Origin of the sequence: Aeromonas sp. S15(2024), from assembly GCF_041402265.1 — a bacterium.
Classification (GTDB): domain Bacteria; phylum Pseudomonadota; class Gammaproteobacteria; order Enterobacterales; family Aeromonadaceae; genus Aeromonas; species Aeromonas dhakensis.
Genome location: NZ_JBGLQY010000001.1, coordinates 525716 through 540717, shown reverse-complemented (window position 1 = coordinate 540717; position 15002 = coordinate 525716). Strand labels below are relative to the sequence as shown.

Annotated in this window: 15 protein-coding genes; 7 read left to right on the top strand and 8 right to left on the bottom strand. The window is 63.0% G+C overall.

Going from position 1 to position 15002, the window contains the following annotated elements; translation table 11 throughout:
• The first annotated feature begins 43 nt into the window (after window positions 1-43).
• The 5 genes from mnmA (at window position 44) to ACB033_RS02530 (ending at window position 5329) form a co-directional block, all read left to right on the top strand.
• Window positions 44-1150, top strand: coding sequence for a tRNA 2-thiouridine(34) synthase MnmA (gene mnmA, locus ACB033_RS02550; RefSeq protein ID WP_005298894.1), 1107 nt, complete (start codon window positions 44-46; stop codon window positions 1148-1150).
• Window positions 1151-1308: 158 nt separating this feature from the next.
• Entirely contained in the window at window positions 1309-1920 is a 612-nt protein-coding gene (gene hflD, locus ACB033_RS02545) for a high frequency lysogenization protein HflD (protein WP_005298892.1), read from the top strand.
• A gap of 122 nt (window positions 1921-2042) precedes the next feature.
• Window positions 2043-3413: an adenylosuccinate lyase gene (gene purB / locus ACB033_RS02540; protein WP_010634594.1), complete on the top strand. Its 1371-nt coding sequence runs from the start codon at window positions 2043-2045 to the stop codon at window positions 3411-3413.
• 137 nt (window positions 3414-3550) lie between these two features.
• On the top strand, window positions 3551-4681 hold the full coding sequence (locus tag ACB033_RS02535) for a cupin domain-containing protein (protein ID WP_017766654.1): 1131 nt from the start codon (window positions 3551-3553) through the stop codon (window positions 4679-4681).
• A 240-nt stretch (window positions 4682-4921) separates the two neighbouring features.
• Window positions 4922-5329 (top strand): hypothetical protein, encoded by a 408-nt coding sequence (locus ACB033_RS02530; RefSeq protein WP_017781160.1) that lies wholly within the window; start codon window positions 4922-4924, stop codon window positions 5327-5329.
• Window positions 5330-5392: 63 nt separating this feature from the next.
• Here the strand turns inward: ACB033_RS02530 and ACB033_RS02525 are convergent, their stop codons facing one another.
• The 6 genes from ACB033_RS02525 to ACB033_RS02500 all read right to left on the bottom strand — a co-directional run bounded on the left by ACB033_RS02525 (window position 5393) and on the right by ACB033_RS02500 (window position 11320).
• The gene (locus ACB033_RS02525) at window positions 5393-5908 is read right to left on the bottom strand and encodes a GNAT family N-acetyltransferase (protein WP_139725459.1); all 516 of its coding nucleotides are present in this window, start codon (window positions 5906-5908) and stop codon (window positions 5393-5395) included.
• 32 nt (window positions 5909-5940) lie between these two features.
• Window positions 5941-7569, bottom strand: a complete 1629-nt coding sequence (locus ACB033_RS02520) for a GNAT family N-acetyltransferase (protein ID WP_139725460.1) — start codon at window positions 7567-7569, stop codon at window positions 5941-5943.
• Complete coding sequence (locus tag ACB033_RS02515; protein ID WP_017766609.1) at window positions 7569-8183, bottom strand: glutathione S-transferase family protein; 615 nt, start codon at window positions 8181-8183, stop codon at window positions 7569-7571. The genes ACB033_RS02520 and ACB033_RS02515 overlap by 1 nt, the downstream gene beginning before the upstream one ends.
• A 38-nt stretch (window positions 8184-8221) precedes the next feature.
• Window positions 8222-8860 (bottom strand): pyridoxamine 5'-phosphate oxidase, encoded by a 639-nt coding sequence (gene pdxH, locus ACB033_RS02510; RefSeq protein ID WP_005298871.1) that lies wholly within the window; start codon window positions 8858-8860, stop codon window positions 8222-8224.
• Between the two features lie 154 nt (window positions 8861-9014).
• Complete coding sequence (locus tag ACB033_RS02505; protein WP_005298869.1) at window positions 9015-9344, bottom strand: hypothetical protein; 330 nt, start codon at window positions 9342-9344, stop codon at window positions 9015-9017.
• Complete coding sequence (locus ACB033_RS02500; protein ID WP_139725461.1) at window positions 9341-11320, bottom strand: reprolysin-like metallopeptidase; 1980 nt, start codon at window positions 11318-11320, stop codon at window positions 9341-9343. The genes ACB033_RS02505 and ACB033_RS02500 overlap by 4 nt, the downstream gene beginning before the upstream one ends.
• A gap of 210 nt (window positions 11321-11530) precedes the next feature.
• On the opposite strand from ACB033_RS02500, the gene ACB033_RS02495 reads away from it, so the two are divergent.
• On the top strand, window positions 11531-12742 hold the full coding sequence (locus ACB033_RS02495) for an RsmB/NOP family class I SAM-dependent RNA methyltransferase (protein WP_162519876.1): 1212 nt from the start codon (window positions 11531-11533) through the stop codon (window positions 12740-12742).
• A gap of 66 nt (window positions 12743-12808) precedes the next feature.
• On the opposite strand, the gene ACB033_RS02490 is transcribed toward ACB033_RS02495, so the two are convergent.
• Window positions 12809-13153, bottom strand: a complete 345-nt coding sequence (locus ACB033_RS02490; protein WP_010673955.1) for a Grx4 family monothiol glutaredoxin — start codon at window positions 13151-13153, stop codon at window positions 12809-12811.
• Window positions 13154-13439: 286 nt separating this feature from the next.
• Between ACB033_RS02490 and sodB the strand changes: the two genes are divergently transcribed.
• Window positions 13440-14024 (top strand): superoxide dismutase [Fe], encoded by a 585-nt coding sequence (gene sodB, locus ACB033_RS02485; RefSeq protein ID WP_005298860.1) that lies wholly within the window; start codon window positions 13440-13442, stop codon window positions 14022-14024.
• Window positions 14025-14148: 124 nt separating this feature from the next.
• On the opposite strand, the gene ACB033_RS02480 is transcribed toward sodB, so the two are convergent.
• Complete coding sequence (locus ACB033_RS02480) at window positions 14149-14961, bottom strand: VacJ family lipoprotein (RefSeq protein ID WP_024942911.1); 813 nt, start codon at window positions 14959-14961, stop codon at window positions 14149-14151.
• Between the last annotated feature and the right edge of the window lie 41 nt (window positions 14962-15002).

Here is a 15002-nt window from a genome sequence, read left to right as displayed (position 1 = left end):
TGGTAGAATACGCCCCGTTTAAACGAACTGGTAACTTCGACTAATGACAGACAACAGCCAAATCAAGGTGATCGTCGGCATGTCCGGCGGCGTGGATTCTTCCGTCTCGGCCTACCTGCTCCAGCAGCAGGGCTATCAGGTCGAAGGCTTGTTCATGAAGAACTGGGAAGAAGACGACACGGACGAGTACTGCTCTGCCGCCCAGGATTTGGCTGATGCCAAGGCCGTCTGCGACAAGCTGGGGATGAAACTCCACACCATCAACTTCGCCGCCGAGTACTGGGACAATGTGTTCGAGCACTTCCTCGAAGAATACAAGGCCGGCCGTACGCCGAACCCAGATATCCTGTGCAACAAGGAGATCAAGTTCAAGGCGTTCCTGGAGTTTGCCGCCGAGGAGCTGGGGGCCACCTACATCGCCACCGGCCACTATGTGCGCCGTGACGACAGCACCGGCCGCCCGCGCCTGCTGCGCGGCCTCGATACCAACAAGGATCAGAGCTACTTCCTCTACACCCTGAGCGAAACCCAGGTGGGTCAGAGCCTGTTTCCGGTCGGGGATCTGGAAAAACCCGAGGTGCGCCGCATCGCCGAGCAGCTGGATCTCATCACCGCCAAGAAGAAAGACTCCACCGGCATCTGCTTTATCGGTGAGCGCAAATTCAAGGACTTTCTGGCCAAGTTCCTGCCCGCCCAGCCCGGCCCCATCGAAACCGTGGACGGCAAGGTGATCGGCGAGCATCAGGGGCTGATGTACCACACCTTGGGCCAGCGCAAAGGGCTTGGCATCGGCGGGCGCAAAGATGCCACCGAAGAGGCCTGGTACGTGGTCGACAAAGAGGTCGAGCGCAACACCCTGATAGTGGCGCAGGGCGAGCATCCCCGCCTCTACTCCGATGGCCTCATCGCGAGCCAGCTGCACTGGGTGGATCGCACCCCCATTCGCGAACCGCGCCGCTGCACCGTCAAGACCCGTTATCGGCAGGAAGATATCCCCTGCCTGATCCAGCCCATCGACGATGAGACCATCCGGGTCATCTTCGACGAAAGCCAAGCTGCGGTCACCCCGGGTCAGTCCGCCGTCTTCTACGACGGGGAAGTGTGTCTGGGCGGTGGCATCATAGAGCAGCGTTTTAGCCACCCGGTGTAAGGGCTGGACGCTCACAAGCGTCCGCGCTCTACTCCCTTCTCCCCTCTCGGGGAGAAGGGACAAAGAAAAAACAGCACAAGGCAGCGATACATGATTGGCAACTTCCTGGCCGGATCATGACATCGGCCGGTGAATGAACAGAACAGGGCTGTGAAGATATGAGCGACAAATTCCAAGACAGAACCATGGCCTTTGCCGGCATCTGCCAGGCCGCCTACCTGGTGCAGAAGGTGGCCCGCGACGGCACCTGTGACGAGGCCTCCCTGCGCGAGAGCCTCTCCAGCATCCTGGTCACCGACCCCAAGCAGCCGCTGGACGTGTTCGGCAACCACCTGGCCATTCGCGACGGCTACCGCGCCCTGGTCGAGCAGCTGGGCGCCGACGGCAGCCAGAAGAATGCCGAGCTGACCCGCTACGTGGTGAGCCTGATTGCGCTGGAGCGCAAGCTGGCCAAGCGCAAGGACATTCTCAACATGCTGGGTGAGCGGATCGGCCAGATCGGCCGCCAGCAACAGCATTTCGACCTGCTGGACGAGCAGATCCTGGCCAACATGGCGAGCATCTACAGCGATCTCATCAGCCCGATCGGCCCCAGAATCCAGGTGGCGGGTACACCGCTGTTCCTGCAGCAGCCGCTGGTGCAGCACAAGGTGCGCGCCCTGCTGCTGGCCGGCATCCGGGCCTGCGTGCTGTGGCGCCAGCTCGGCGGAAGCCGTACCCAGATCATCTTCGCCCGCAAGAAGATGGTGGAACTGGCCAAGCGTTACTAATCATTGGCTCGCGCAAAGGCAGAGGGAGAACAAGGTGAACAGCCGCACATCAGCCTTGATGGCCCCCGGCCCGCGCGCGAGTGGATACGAATCCCCCACACCAATCATCAGGAGTTCACCCCATGGAGCTGTCCGCGCTGACTGCTGTTTCCCCGATTGACGGTCGTTATGGCGACAAGGCCGATGCCCTGCGCCCTATCTTCTCCGAATTCGGTCTGCTGCGTTTTCGCGTCGAAGTCGAGGTACGCTGGTTGCAAAAACTGGCCAGCCACGCCGGGATCCCGGAAGTCCCTGCCCTGAGCGCGGCAGCCAGTGCCCTGCTCGACGGTATCGTCAGCAACTTCAACGAGAGCGACGCTGCCCGCATCAAACAGATCGAGCGCACCACCAACCATGATGTGAAAGCGGTGGAGTACTTCCTCAAAGAAAAAGTCGAAGTAAACCCTGAGCTGGCCGCCGTCAGCGAATTTATCCACTTCGCCTGCACCTCCGAAGACATCAACAACAACTCCCACGGCCTGATGCTGAAGACCGCCCGCGAGGAGGTCATCAAGCCTTACTGCGAGAAGCTGATTGCCGAGATCAAGCGTCTGGCCGCCGAGTACCGCGACATGCCGCTGCTGTCGCGCACCCACGGTCAGCCGGCGACCCCGAGCACCATGGGCAAGGAGATGGCCAACGTCGCCTACCGTCTGGAGCGCCAGCTCAAGCAGATCATGGCGGTGGAGATCTTGGGCAAGATCAACGGCGCCGTGGGCAACTACAACGCCCACATCAGCGCCTATCCGGAAGTGGACTGGCACCAGTTCTCCGAGGAGTTCGTCACTTCTCTGGGCCTGACCTGGAACCCCTACACCACCCAGATCGAGCCGCACGACTACATCGCCGAGCTGTTCGACGCCATGGCGCGCTTCAACACCATCCTGATCGACTTCGATCGCGACGTGTGGGGCTACATCTCCCTGGGCCACTTCAAGCAGCGCACCATCGCCGGCGAGATCGGCTCCTCCACCATGCCGCACAAGGTCAACCCCATCGACTTCGAGAACTCCGAAGGCAATCTGGGTCTGGCCAACGCCGTGTTCCAGCACCTGGCGAGCAAACTGCCCATCTCCCGCTGGCAGCGTGACCTGACCGACTCGACCGTACTGCGCAACCTGGGCGTGGCGGTGGGTTACTCCCTGATTGCCTATCAGGCGACCCTGAAGGGTATCTCCAAGCTGGAAGCCAACGCCGATGCCATGGCCGCCGATCTGGATGCCAACTGGGAAGTGCTGGCCGAGCCGATCCAGACCGTGATGCGCCGTTACGGCATCGAGAAGCCCTATGAGAAGCTCAAAGAGCTGACCCGTGGCCGCCGCGTCGACGCCGAAGGGATGCGCACCTTTATCGACACCCTGGAATTGCCGGAAGCCGTGAAAGTCGAGCTGAAGAAGCTGACCCCGGCCAACTATATCGGCGACGCCCAGCGTCTGGTCGACCTGCTGAAATAAGCGGGCGAGAGAGTATCGGGGGCCCTGGGCACTAGCCACAGGGCCCCCTGTTGTTTTCCCTGCCAAGGCAGGGCCATGAGTGGCGTTGCCCAAGCCCGTCTTGGGCAACACCTCTCTCACAGAGACACGAGAAGACCATGTACCAACTCAATCTGGATATCGCTCACTTCCTCGAGCACTACTGGCAGAAGCGCCCGCTCCTCATCAAGGGCGGTTTCACCGACTTTCAGGATCCCATCAGCCCGGACGAGCTGGCGGGTCTGGCCATGGAAGAGGTGATTGAATCGCGCCTGGTAACCCGCTTCAACAACAAGTGGGAGGCGGCCCACGGCCCCTTCGAATCCTACGATCACCTGGGCGAAGAGAACTGGACCGTGCTGGTGCAGGCCTGCAACCATTGGGCCCCCGAGGTCAACGAGCTGGCAGTGCCGTTCCAGTTCATCCCGGGCTGGCGTTTTGACGATGTGATGGTGAGCTTCTCCACCCCTCACGGCGGGGTCGGTCCCCACATCGACAACTACGACGTCTTCATCACCCAGGGCCAGGGCAAGCGCCACTGGCGCGTCGGCGATGCCAAGCCCTTGAACGAGTTTGCCGCCCACGCCGCCCTGCTGCACTGCGAGCCGTTCGAGGCGATCATCGACGTCATCATGGAGCCGGGCGATATCCTCTACATTCCGCCTGGATTCCCCCACGAGGGCTACGCCATCGAGCCCTCCCTGAACTTCTCGGTGGGCTTTCGCGCGCCTGACGCCAAGGCGCTTATCTCCTCCTTTGCCGATCACCTGATCGACAACGAGATCCGCACCGAGCGCTACGGCGATGCCGACCTCAAGCCCCGTGCCCGCCACGGCGAGATCCAGCCCCATGAGCTGCACCGCCTGCGCGAGCTGATGCAACAGGCACTCGATGACGAGACCCTGTTCAAGGAGTGGTTCGGCACCATGATCTCCGAGGCCAAGCACGATCTGGACGTCAATCCGGTGGAGCCTGACTACAGCGCCGAGGAAGTGGCCGACCTGCTGACCCAGGGCGAGCCCGCCATCAAGGTACCGGGCCTGCGCTCTGTCTGGTTCAGCGGCGAAAGCCAGACCTGCTACATCGACGGCGAAGCCTGGACCCTGCCAAGCGAAGATGCGGCAGCCATTTCGCTCTTGTGCGACAAGGACATGGTCACCCAGGCCGACATGGTGGAACTGGCCGATCAGGCCGGCTTCCTCCAGCTGCTGACCCGGCTGGTCAACCGCGGCTACTGGTTCTTCAACTGATCCCCCCGCGGTGACAGAAGGCGCCCTCGGGCGCCTTTTCTATCTCTGTTGCCCGACCTCACCGTCTCTGCTGCCGACCGGGCCACCCCGGCGGCGCTTTCACTTCTTGCCTTGTCCACAACTGGCTTTCGAAGCTGAACCCACTCTTGACGGCACACCTGATGATGCTTTTTTGCGCAAGTGAAAGCTCGTATCATGCGGCCATTGCTCAAGCAGCCAGGTTTAGCAGAGAGGTATCCCATGCAGATCAGCACTCGTCCCATGCCGTTGCCCGGTTATGGCAACGCCTATCCCAAGCTGACCCCGGAGCAGCTCAACCAGGGCCGTGACAAGGCGCTGGACAAGAGAGATGAATACGTGGCGACGCAGGAGGAGAAAGAGACCACCCGCCGCACTCTGGCCGTCTCCTACACAGAGCAGCAGCAGGACAAGGCCGCCGTGGATCGCTATCTGCAAGCCAGTGGGCAGGAGATCGATGAGCAAAACGCCCCGACGGCCGTCGATCTCTACCGGATGGAAGAACGCCACCAGCAGCAACAGCAGCTCGGCGACTACCTGCAATATCGGCAGAGCCCCCTTGGCAAGCAACTGGCGGGCATGACGGGGGCCGAGGATCGCAAGGGCAACCTGCTCGATACCCGCGCCTGAGCAAGCCTTGTACACGCAAGGGGATGACATAAAAAAGCCCTCGCTGAGGGCTTTTTTTATGGGTCAGGATGCCGTCTCTTCCGGCAACTCGTCAAACAGCGGGTGGTAGAGCACCTCCCCCTGCATCCCGACCAGACCGCCCTCCTGCAGCTCCATCGCCATGAAGCAGTCGGCGGGCACTTCGTAAATACAGTGCAGGCCGAACTCGCTGGCGGGACGAAAACCGAAGCGGCTGTAATAGGTCGGGTCACCCAGTACCACCACCGCCTTCCAGTCCATCTCCAGCGCCGTATCCAGCCCCTCGCGCACCAGATCCGAGCCGATCCCCTGCCCCTGCCAATCCGGGTGGACCGCCACGGGCGCGAGACCAAGCCAGGGCCCCTCCACCCCGTTAATTGTGATCGGGCTCAGCATCAGGTGCCCCATGAACTCGTACTCCTCCTCCTCGACCATGGTCACCACGGCGGCGCCGCATTCGCGCAGGCGGTTGACCAGTTCGGCCTCGTCGGTACGGCCAAAGGCGGCACTCACCAGGTCATAGACCGGCAGCATGTCGCCAGGGCGCTCGGTTCTCAGCATACAGCGTTACTCCTCGTACAGCAGAGCGGGCATTATTCCACAAACTGCCCGCCGCCCTGAGCATCTTTGTCCAGAAATGGGAGGGTGGACTCAGGAAAACGATCCGCCACCTGCGCCAGCAACTCATGCAGATCGGCCGGTTGCAGGCGGGTGATGGCGGTTCGATAGGCGTTGAACAGCAGCGGTTCGGCCCGTGCCAGCCAGGCCAGGGTGTCGTCGGCATCCCGATGCCAGCGACCGGCCAGCTCATCGAGCAGAGCGGGCAAGGCCACCAGCAAGTCGAGCAGATGATAGCGATGGGTGAGCGGCTCAGCGGCCAGCAGGGCGAGTCTGGACTCCTCCCTTGCGAGCCAGCGCAGACGCTGGCGCCGCTCCACCCGGGTCAGCAACACAGGTCCCTGGCGCTGCAGGCTGGCCAGCTGCAGCAGGTAGTCCAGCCCCTGCTCCTCGGCGTCTTTCAGCAGCAGGCCGCGCAGCAGATGGAGCTGCTCCGGCTCGGCCTGCGCCAGCGCATCCTGGTCGTAGTATTCCACCGCCAGCGGCCCGTCAGTACCCTGGGAGCGTAGCGGCGCGGCGGCGAGCTCGGTCCCTTCTTCCCCATCCCGATTCGTCATGAACAGCGCCAGCCACTGCGGCGCCCCCTCCCCGACCTGTGTCTGCAGGATGGCTGCCACCACCCGCTCGTCGGCCAGCAGGGGGGCTAGCAGCCGTTCGACCGGCGCCGCCAGCGTCAGGCTTCGTGCCAGCTGCCAGTAGCTCACCTCGCTCTGGTTCTGGCTCAAGCGCTGGCCACTCAATGCCCGTCGGCCGCAATAGCGCATGCCCAGCTTGGCCATCACCCGGCCGGAGGCATGGTTGTCCGGCATGTGGCGGGCGGTGAGCACCGGCAGCTGCAGCCGGTCGAACGCAAAGGCCTTCACCAGCCGGGCGGCCCGGGTCGCCAGCCCGCGGTTTTGCCAGGGCACGCCCACCCACCAGGCCAGCTCGCCGTTCCAGTGCAGCGAGATCACCCCCACCAGCGGAGCATGGCCCTCGCCTGCCGGCAGGGTCAGCGCCCAGCTCCAGCCCAATCCGAGCGCCGCCTTGCGCCAGCAGCCGGCCAGCCAGTCGCGAGCCGCCTCCGGCGGATAGGGATGGGGAATGTTGAGGGTGTAGCGGGCGAGCGCCGCATCGCTGCAATAGCGCACCACCTCGGCCTCATCGCACGCCAGCAGGGGGCGCAGCTGCAGGGCGGGTTCCGACCGGGAGGGAGGTTCGGCCAGCACCGGCACCGTCAGGCGGCGGGCCAGCAGGCGGTTAAGCACGGCGCCCAGATCGTCCTGCGCCGTCAGCGCCAGATCGGCCCCCTGTGGCCCCAGGGTCAGCAGCCCCTCCTCCCGCGCTAGGGTCAACAAGGAGGTCGAGCCGCTGATGAGGATCTGCCGGCTCGGATCAACGGCCTGCTGGCCGGGCAGATCGCCGTCCAGCCAGGCCGCCAGCAGCGCGCTGGCCGAACACACGCCATCGGGCGGACAACAGGACCAGAGTCCGCCGGCATCGCTCGGCAAACACTCATCGACCTTGCTCTGCAGCAACTGCCAGCCATGGCCCTGCCGCTGCCAGGCCTGCAACACCGGCGCCCAGTGGGGCTGCCACAGGGCGCGCTCGATCAGCAGTTCCATCAGCCGGCCTGACAGGCTGCGGGCAGGCTCAGGTGGCGGGGATGCGCCTCGATACGGGCAATCCAGGCCCGAATGGCGGGCCACCCTTGCAGCGAAAAGATCCCCTCCTCCGCCACATGGGTGTATGCATAGAGCGCCAGATCGGCGATGGTCGGCGCCTCACCGCACAGGTAGGGGCTCTGCTTGAGCTGCTGCTCCAGCACCGCCAGCGCCTTCTCGCCGCCGGCTTTGAGCCCGTCGAGGCGCGCCTCCTGGGACTCCGGCCGCCCCAGATAGTGAACGATGAAACGGGCTACCGCGATATAGGGCTCATGGCTGTACTGCTCGAAGAACAGCCACTTGAGCACCTCGGCCTGCTGACGCGGCTCGGCCGGCCACAGGGACGACCCCTGCGCCAGGTAGAAGAGAATGGCATTGGACTCCGCCAGGGTGTCGCCCTGGGCCAGCTCCAGCACCGGGATCTTGCCGTTGGGGTTCAGGGCCAGAAAATCGGGGGTGCGGGTCTCCCCCGCCAGCACATCCACCGGCACCCAGTCGAGGGGCAGCTCAAGCCAGCGGGCCAGCAGCCAGGGCTTGTAGCAGTTGCCGGACTTCAGATCGCCATACAGACGCATACAGACTCCTTGTCAGCAGCAAAAGGCTAGCGGGGCACTCAGGGCGCCAGCCGCTCGATGTGCCACCCTTCCCCTTCGCGGGTGTAGTAGAAGCGGTCGTGCAGGCGATGCTCGCCCCCCTGCCAGAACTCGACCGTGTCGATGCGCACCCGGAAACCGCCCCAGAAGCTCGGCAGCGGCACCTCGCCATTGGCAAACTTTTGCTTGAGCTCAAGGAATTTGGCCTCCAGTACGCCGCGCGCCGAGATGCGGGTCGACTGTTTGGAGACCCAGGCGGCGATCTGGCTGTCTTTGGGGCGGCTGTGGAAATACTTCATCACCTCGAAGGTGCTCATCTTCTCCACCCGGCCGGTCACGTGCACCTGTCTGTCCAGGGTGTGCCAAGGAAACAGCAGGCTGATGCGGGGGTTGCCCTCCAGCTGGTGTGCCTTGCGGCTGCCCATGTTGGTGTAGAACACCATGCCTTCGGCGTCGTAGTGCTTGAGCAGCACGGTACGCTGCCAGGGCTGGCCGTCGGCATCGACGGTGCCCACCACCATGGCGGTGGGGTCGGTCAGCCTGGCTTCGCACGCCTGGGCCAGCCACTTCTCGAACAGGGCGAGGGGCTCGGCTGGCAGATCGGCCCTGTGCAGTCCACCCCGGGTGTATTCACGGCGCAGATCGGCTACATCCATCATCTTGATTTTCCTTCTCTCTTTGCCGCCCATGCGGCCATGCGTGCAGGCATTGTGCGACGAGCACGCCATGGGTACAAGCCTTGTGACCGGCAAATGGCAGCCGTAAAAAAGAGGGAGGCTAGCGCCTCCCCCTGTTGACCTTGACGGCCCTCTGTCACTGCCGATCCGTTGCCGGTAGTGACAGGCAGTGCGCCAGCATGCGCCGGTTGTAGTCGGCCGCGTAGGCCGCCAGCTTGGCCTGGGCCTCCTGCTGGCCTGGCTTGATCACATCCCCCAGCCCCTCCAGATAGCGCACGCCGCAGCGGGCCTTGGCTGATGCCTGCTGCTCCGGCGCTATGCCGGGCGCCACCTCGCCTCGCCCGGCCCGCACGATCAGCCGGTAATCCTGCTTGGCCAGGCTGGCGCTGACCGCCTGCTCCAGGGTATCGGCATCGGCCTGACAGCCGCCGAGCAGGGACGCCAACACCAGCCAGGCCGCCCTCATCCGCGCCTCCGTTGCCAGCCCAGCAGGGCCAGCGCCAGGGTCCAGAGACCGAGGGCGCCACCGCCACCACCGCCCGAGCTGCCGCCGCTTTGGACGACCGGCAGCTTGGCCGGGCTGATGGCGAAGAAAATGTTGTCGCTGCAAGCAACCTTCAGACGGGCGGCGCTGGCCAGATCCGCCGGCAGGGTCACGGTGGCCGAGCCGCTGTTGGGCTGGCTGACCGCCAGGCTGCTCCAGCTGGTTCCCTCGTTCTGGGTCAGGAGCAGGTCCACCTTGCTGCAGCTGATCGGTGCCAGGTTGGTACCGGCCACATCCCAGCTGACCGCCTGACTTGCCCCCGGCGTCAACGACACCCCAAGCGGCGCAGTCAGCCGGAAGGCGCTGCCGGTATTGACCACCTGCACCTTCATGTCATCGCTGGCGACACCGCCCTTGCCGTCACGCACCGTCAGCCGGAAGTTGAGATCCCGGTTGGTGGTGGGCCAGGCCTCGCCCTTGGCGAGCGTGCCCGAGAGCAGGGAGGGCAGGCTCGGCAGGATCCGCTCCGGTGAGCTGGTGGGGGAGACAAAGCGAAACAGCGGCCGGCTGCCGTCATCCACCATGGTGGCCAGGCTGCTCGACTCCGTGCCCAGATCGATCTGCTCCCAGGTGTAGGTCAGGGGATCCCCGTCCAGATCGGCGCCGGCCCCCTTGAGCACGAACGGCGTGTTGGCCGGAATGATGCGGCCGGCCCCGGCCGCCGCCTGGGGCGCGTTGTTGACAAGATCGATGGAGGTGCCACAGGTCGGCACGGTCGCCATGTGTGCCCGCATCTGCTCGATGGACTTGCTGTGGAAATAGGGATCGCTGTGGGGCTGGATATTCTCCTCCCCGCAGATGCCCGCATAGGCCATGATGGAGGTACCGCTGCCCGGCTCCCAGGCCTGCTCTGGCGTCCGGTTGTCGCCGCCACAGCTGTTGGTGGTGCCATTGAAGGTGTGATCGGCGCCGAACTGGTGGCCGATCTCATGGGCCACATAGTCGATAAAGAAGGCATCCCCCACCGGGGTGGCGGAACCTGTCATGCCGGCCGACTTGTCAGCCATACAGAGCACGCCGAGGCCGGCCAGACCGCCGCCTCCGGTATTGACCACATGGCCAATGTCAAACGGTCCCAGCGGCGTACTGGGCAGGGTCTGGGCATTGGCCTGCACCACGCTGTTGATATCGACGTCGGCGTCACTATTGGTGAAGGGATCGCTGGCCGGATCGGTAAAGATAATGTTGTCGTTGCCACTGGCCAACTGGAATTCGGCCCCCACGTCGCGCTGGTACACCTCGTTGACCCGGTTGAGCAGGGTGGCGATGGCCGCGGTAGCCAGCACCTTGGAGCCGCCGTGGAACTGGGTGTACTCCCCCGCCGCCGAGATGGCGATGACGTAGCGCTTGCGCACGTTGCCATCCACCTGCACCTTGTGCGCCAACGCCTTGCTGGCATCGCTGCCGATAACCTTGTCCGCTTCCTCCGCCAACCTGCTGTAGGCGTCTTGCTGGTAATAGACGGCATACCCCTCGGCATTGCTGAGGGGATCGACGAACACCGTCTTGCCCTGATGGGTGAACATGGCGTGGAAACCCAGCGGCCCCAGATCAAAGCGCCCCGTCTCTACCGGCGCCGCCGGATTGTGACCCTTGAAGGTCTTGATTTCGGGGAATTTGGCAGCCTGATCGGCCGGCAGCAGATCATAGGCCTGCAGGGTGAAGGTCACTTCTCCCCCGTCGGGCAGCGGCAGGGTCAGCGAACCCGCCCCGGCTTGTAGTCCGGCAAAATAATCGATGGGTACCTTGGCTACCCGAAACTGGTTGGCCCGCACTTCATAACCGTCGGCGGCGGTGGCGCGCGCCGCGACCGTATCCCACTCTTTGGCGGCAAGGCCGCCCGAACTCATCAAGCTGGCAACCACCAGCGCCAAGGGAGAAAATTTCATCAACTGCATCTTTTTAGTCCTTTTAAAATGCACTCACCTGAACTGCAACCGGCATCATTCGCCTGCTGGTCCGATTAGTCCAGCAGCATCCACCCTATCTTCCCCGAATGGGGAGTGTTGCACCAACCCTGTCTAGCCCCTATCATTGCGCGGATTTATCAGTTTTTGAGCCGCGTCACCATGGCGACGGTTCGTCTTTTTCTGACCAAGGTTAATCTCATGCTCAAATCCCCACTGTTGCCCCGTCTCGGGGACCTGGTCGTTGCCATTGTTGACGATGTGCTGGGCCAGGGTCTCACCCTGGATCGCGCCTATGCCCGTCACTTCTCCGGCATCGAACTCAAACCGCAAGAACAGGCAAGGATTGCCCTGGTCACCGGCGATCTGCTGCGTCGCCTCAGCCTCTACTGCGCCCTGACCGGTATTCAGGTCCGCCAGGCCGAGAAGCACGTCTGGCCGCTGCTGCACAGCTGGCATGCTTTCCACAAGATAGCTCAACCCAACCACCCGACCCTGGATCGCTTCAATGAAGAGGCGTTTCGTCGCCGCCTGACCGAAGCCAAGAAAAACCCGGTGCTGATGGATGGCTGCCCGACCTGGCTGGAAAAGCTCGGCAGCGAACAGCTGGGCGATGCCTGGCCGGCCGAGCGTGCCGCCCTGACCGCCATGCCCAAGCGTTACCTGCGGGTCAACACCCTCAAGTGCACCCGTGACGAGCTGCAGGCGGCGCTGGCCAAAGAGCAGGTCACCACTGTACCGGTGGAAGGGGTCGAGAGCGCCCTGGAAGTGACCTCGGATGCAGCCCTGTTTCGCACCAACGCCTTTGCCGACGGCTGGTTCGAGCAGCAGGATGCCGGCTCCCAGCACATCGCGGCGGCGCTGGACGTGGCCCCCGGCATGCGGGTGATCGACGCCTGTGCCGGTGCCGGCGGCAAGACCCTGCATCTGGCCGCCATGATGAAGGGCAAGGGCCGCCTGCTGGCGATGGACGTGGAAGAGTGGAAGCTGGAGAACCTCAAGCAGCGCGCCCGCCGCGCCGGTGCCCACAACGTGGAGACCCGGGTCATCACCAGCAGCAAGACCGTCAAGCGCCTCAAAGAGAGCGCGGATCGCCTGCTGCTGGACGTGCCCTGCTCCGGCCTTGGCGTGCTCAAGCGCAATCCGGATGCCAAGTGGCGCGATACCGCCGAGCGGCTGCCGGTGCTGGTCGCCCTGCAGGAAGAGATCCTGCAGCGCTACAGCCAGATGGTGAAAGTGGGCGGCATGCTGGTCTACGCCACCTGCTCCATCCTGCCCGAGGAGAACCGCCAGCAGGTGGACAAATTCCTCGCCGCCAACGACAACTTCCGCCTGCTCAGTGATCACACCGTGAGCCCGGCGGCCACCGGTTTCGACGGCTTCTATCTGGCGCGCATCGAGCGCATCGCCTGATACCTGCTTGCAGCATAAGAAAAGGGGAGCCAATGGCTCCCCTTTTTGCATGATGCGATGGCGGCCTTATTCGGCGGCAGCGTCATCCTGCTTGTGCTTGGCGGCAGTTTCCTTGATCAGGGTTTGCAGTTCGCCAGCCTGGAACATCTCGATCATGATGTCGCAGCCGCCGACCAGCTCGCCCTCGACCCACAGCTGCGGGAAGGTGGGCCAGTTGGCAAACTTCGGCAACTCGGCGCGGATGTCCGGGTTTTGCAGGATGTCGACGTAAGCAAACGGCTCGCCACAGGACATCAGGGCCTGGGAGGCCTGGGCAGAGAAACCGCAGCTGGGTAGCTTGGGGGAGCCCTTCATGTACAGGATGATGGGGTTTTCAGCCAGCTGCTGTTTGATCTTTTCAATAGTTTCCATAGGTGCCTCACTAGAGCGATTTCGGCGGCCATTCTACTGCAATCCGGGCAGACCACAAACTGGCAAACCGCGGCAACAGCAAGAAGTGACGAATCAATACGCCGCAGCTTGATCCGGATCATGGCGAGAATCAAGAGTTGTTAGGCCATCTTTGATGCTGGTACAATTGATGGGCTTTGGGCCAACTGGCCCCATCACTTCAAGAACAATTCTTTTCAAAATAGAAAAGAGTACGCAATGTCTTGCAACCGTCGCCTTCGCACGGCCAGCCAATGGAGAGTAGAAAATGGCATTCGAACTTCCCGCTCTGCCCTATGCAATCAATGCTCTGGAACCGCACATCTCCCAGGAAACTCTGGAATACCACCACGGCAAGCACCACAACACCTACGTGGTCAACCTGAACAACCTGGTGCCGGGTACCGAGTTTGAAGGCAAGTCTCTGGAAGAGATCATCAAGACCTCCACTGGTGGCATCTTCAACAACGCCGCCCAGATCTGGAACCACACCTTCTACTGGCACTGCCTCTCCCCGAACGGCGGTGGCGAGCCCACTGGCGCCCTGGCCGATGCCATCACCAAGGCGTTCGGCTCCTTCGCCGAGTTCAAGGATGCGTTCACCAAGTCTGCCATCGGCAACTTCGGTTCCAGCTGGACTTGGCTGGTGAAAAAGGCTGACGGCTCCTTGGCCATCGTCAACACCTCCAACGCCGGTTGCCCGCTGACCGAAGCCGGTACCACCCCGCTGCTGACCGTCGATCTGTGGGAGCACGCCTACTACATCGACTTCCGCAACCTGCGTCCGAAGTACATGGAAACCTTCTGGGCCCTGGTCAACTGGGAATTCGTGGCCAAGAACCTGGCTGCCTGATAGCGCCACACTCTTGCCAAAACGCCTCGCTCTTGCGGGGCGTTTTTTATGGCGCAAGGGGCGGCCAGCGCAGCAAAAAGGCGCCCGCAGGCGCCTTTGTCATTCGAGCCGGGACGCACAGGCATCACTGGTCGATCTCGTCCAGATAGTCATCCAGATTGCTGTCGTCTTGCTTCTCCTGCTGCTCTTGCTTGAGCTCGGTCTGACGACCAGTCACCTTGTTCTGGTTGTACTGCAGATAGAAGTCCTTGGTCAGGGCGTAAGGATCGAGCGCGTTGTCGATGATCCGCTCCTGATCGATCAGCTTGGAGCGGGTACCCAGACCATCTAGCGCCCAGTGCACCACTTTCAACGGGAAAGTCAGCAAGGCATAAGGGAAATACAACGTATCCACGGTATCCCCCACCAGCTTGCGTGTGGTAGTCGGGCCGTAGACAGGGACCATCAAGTAGGCGCCATCGCCGATATCGGCCCGACCCAGCACGGTATCAAGCTCCAGCTTGTTGCGCGCAAGGCCGGCATGCTTGGCCACGTCGAAGATCCCCAGCAGACCCACAGTGGTGTTGAGGGTGAAGCGGCCCAGGTTGGTACCCGCCCCCTTCAAGTCGCCGGTCAGCAGGTGGTTGACCATGCTGCTCGGTTCATTGAAGTTCTCCACCAGATTCTCGATGCCATCCTTCATTCCCTGCGGAACGTAGCGGGCGTAGCCGTGCACCACGGGGCGAGCCACGTAGGGCTCCAGCACATCGTAGTTGACGGCCCACATGGCCCGGTTGGCACCCTGAAACGGGTCACGGCTGTCACTGGCCGTGCTGGTCGCTTCGGGCCGGCTCGGCGTCTCCTTGAGGTCAAGGCTCTCGGGGCCCGGCTTGGGCGGGCCGCCAGCACAGCCACCCAGCAACAAGGCCACCGTCAATGCCCCTACACGCACATGCATATGGAAGTCCTAGCTTTTTATTGTGATTAATCTGAATTATA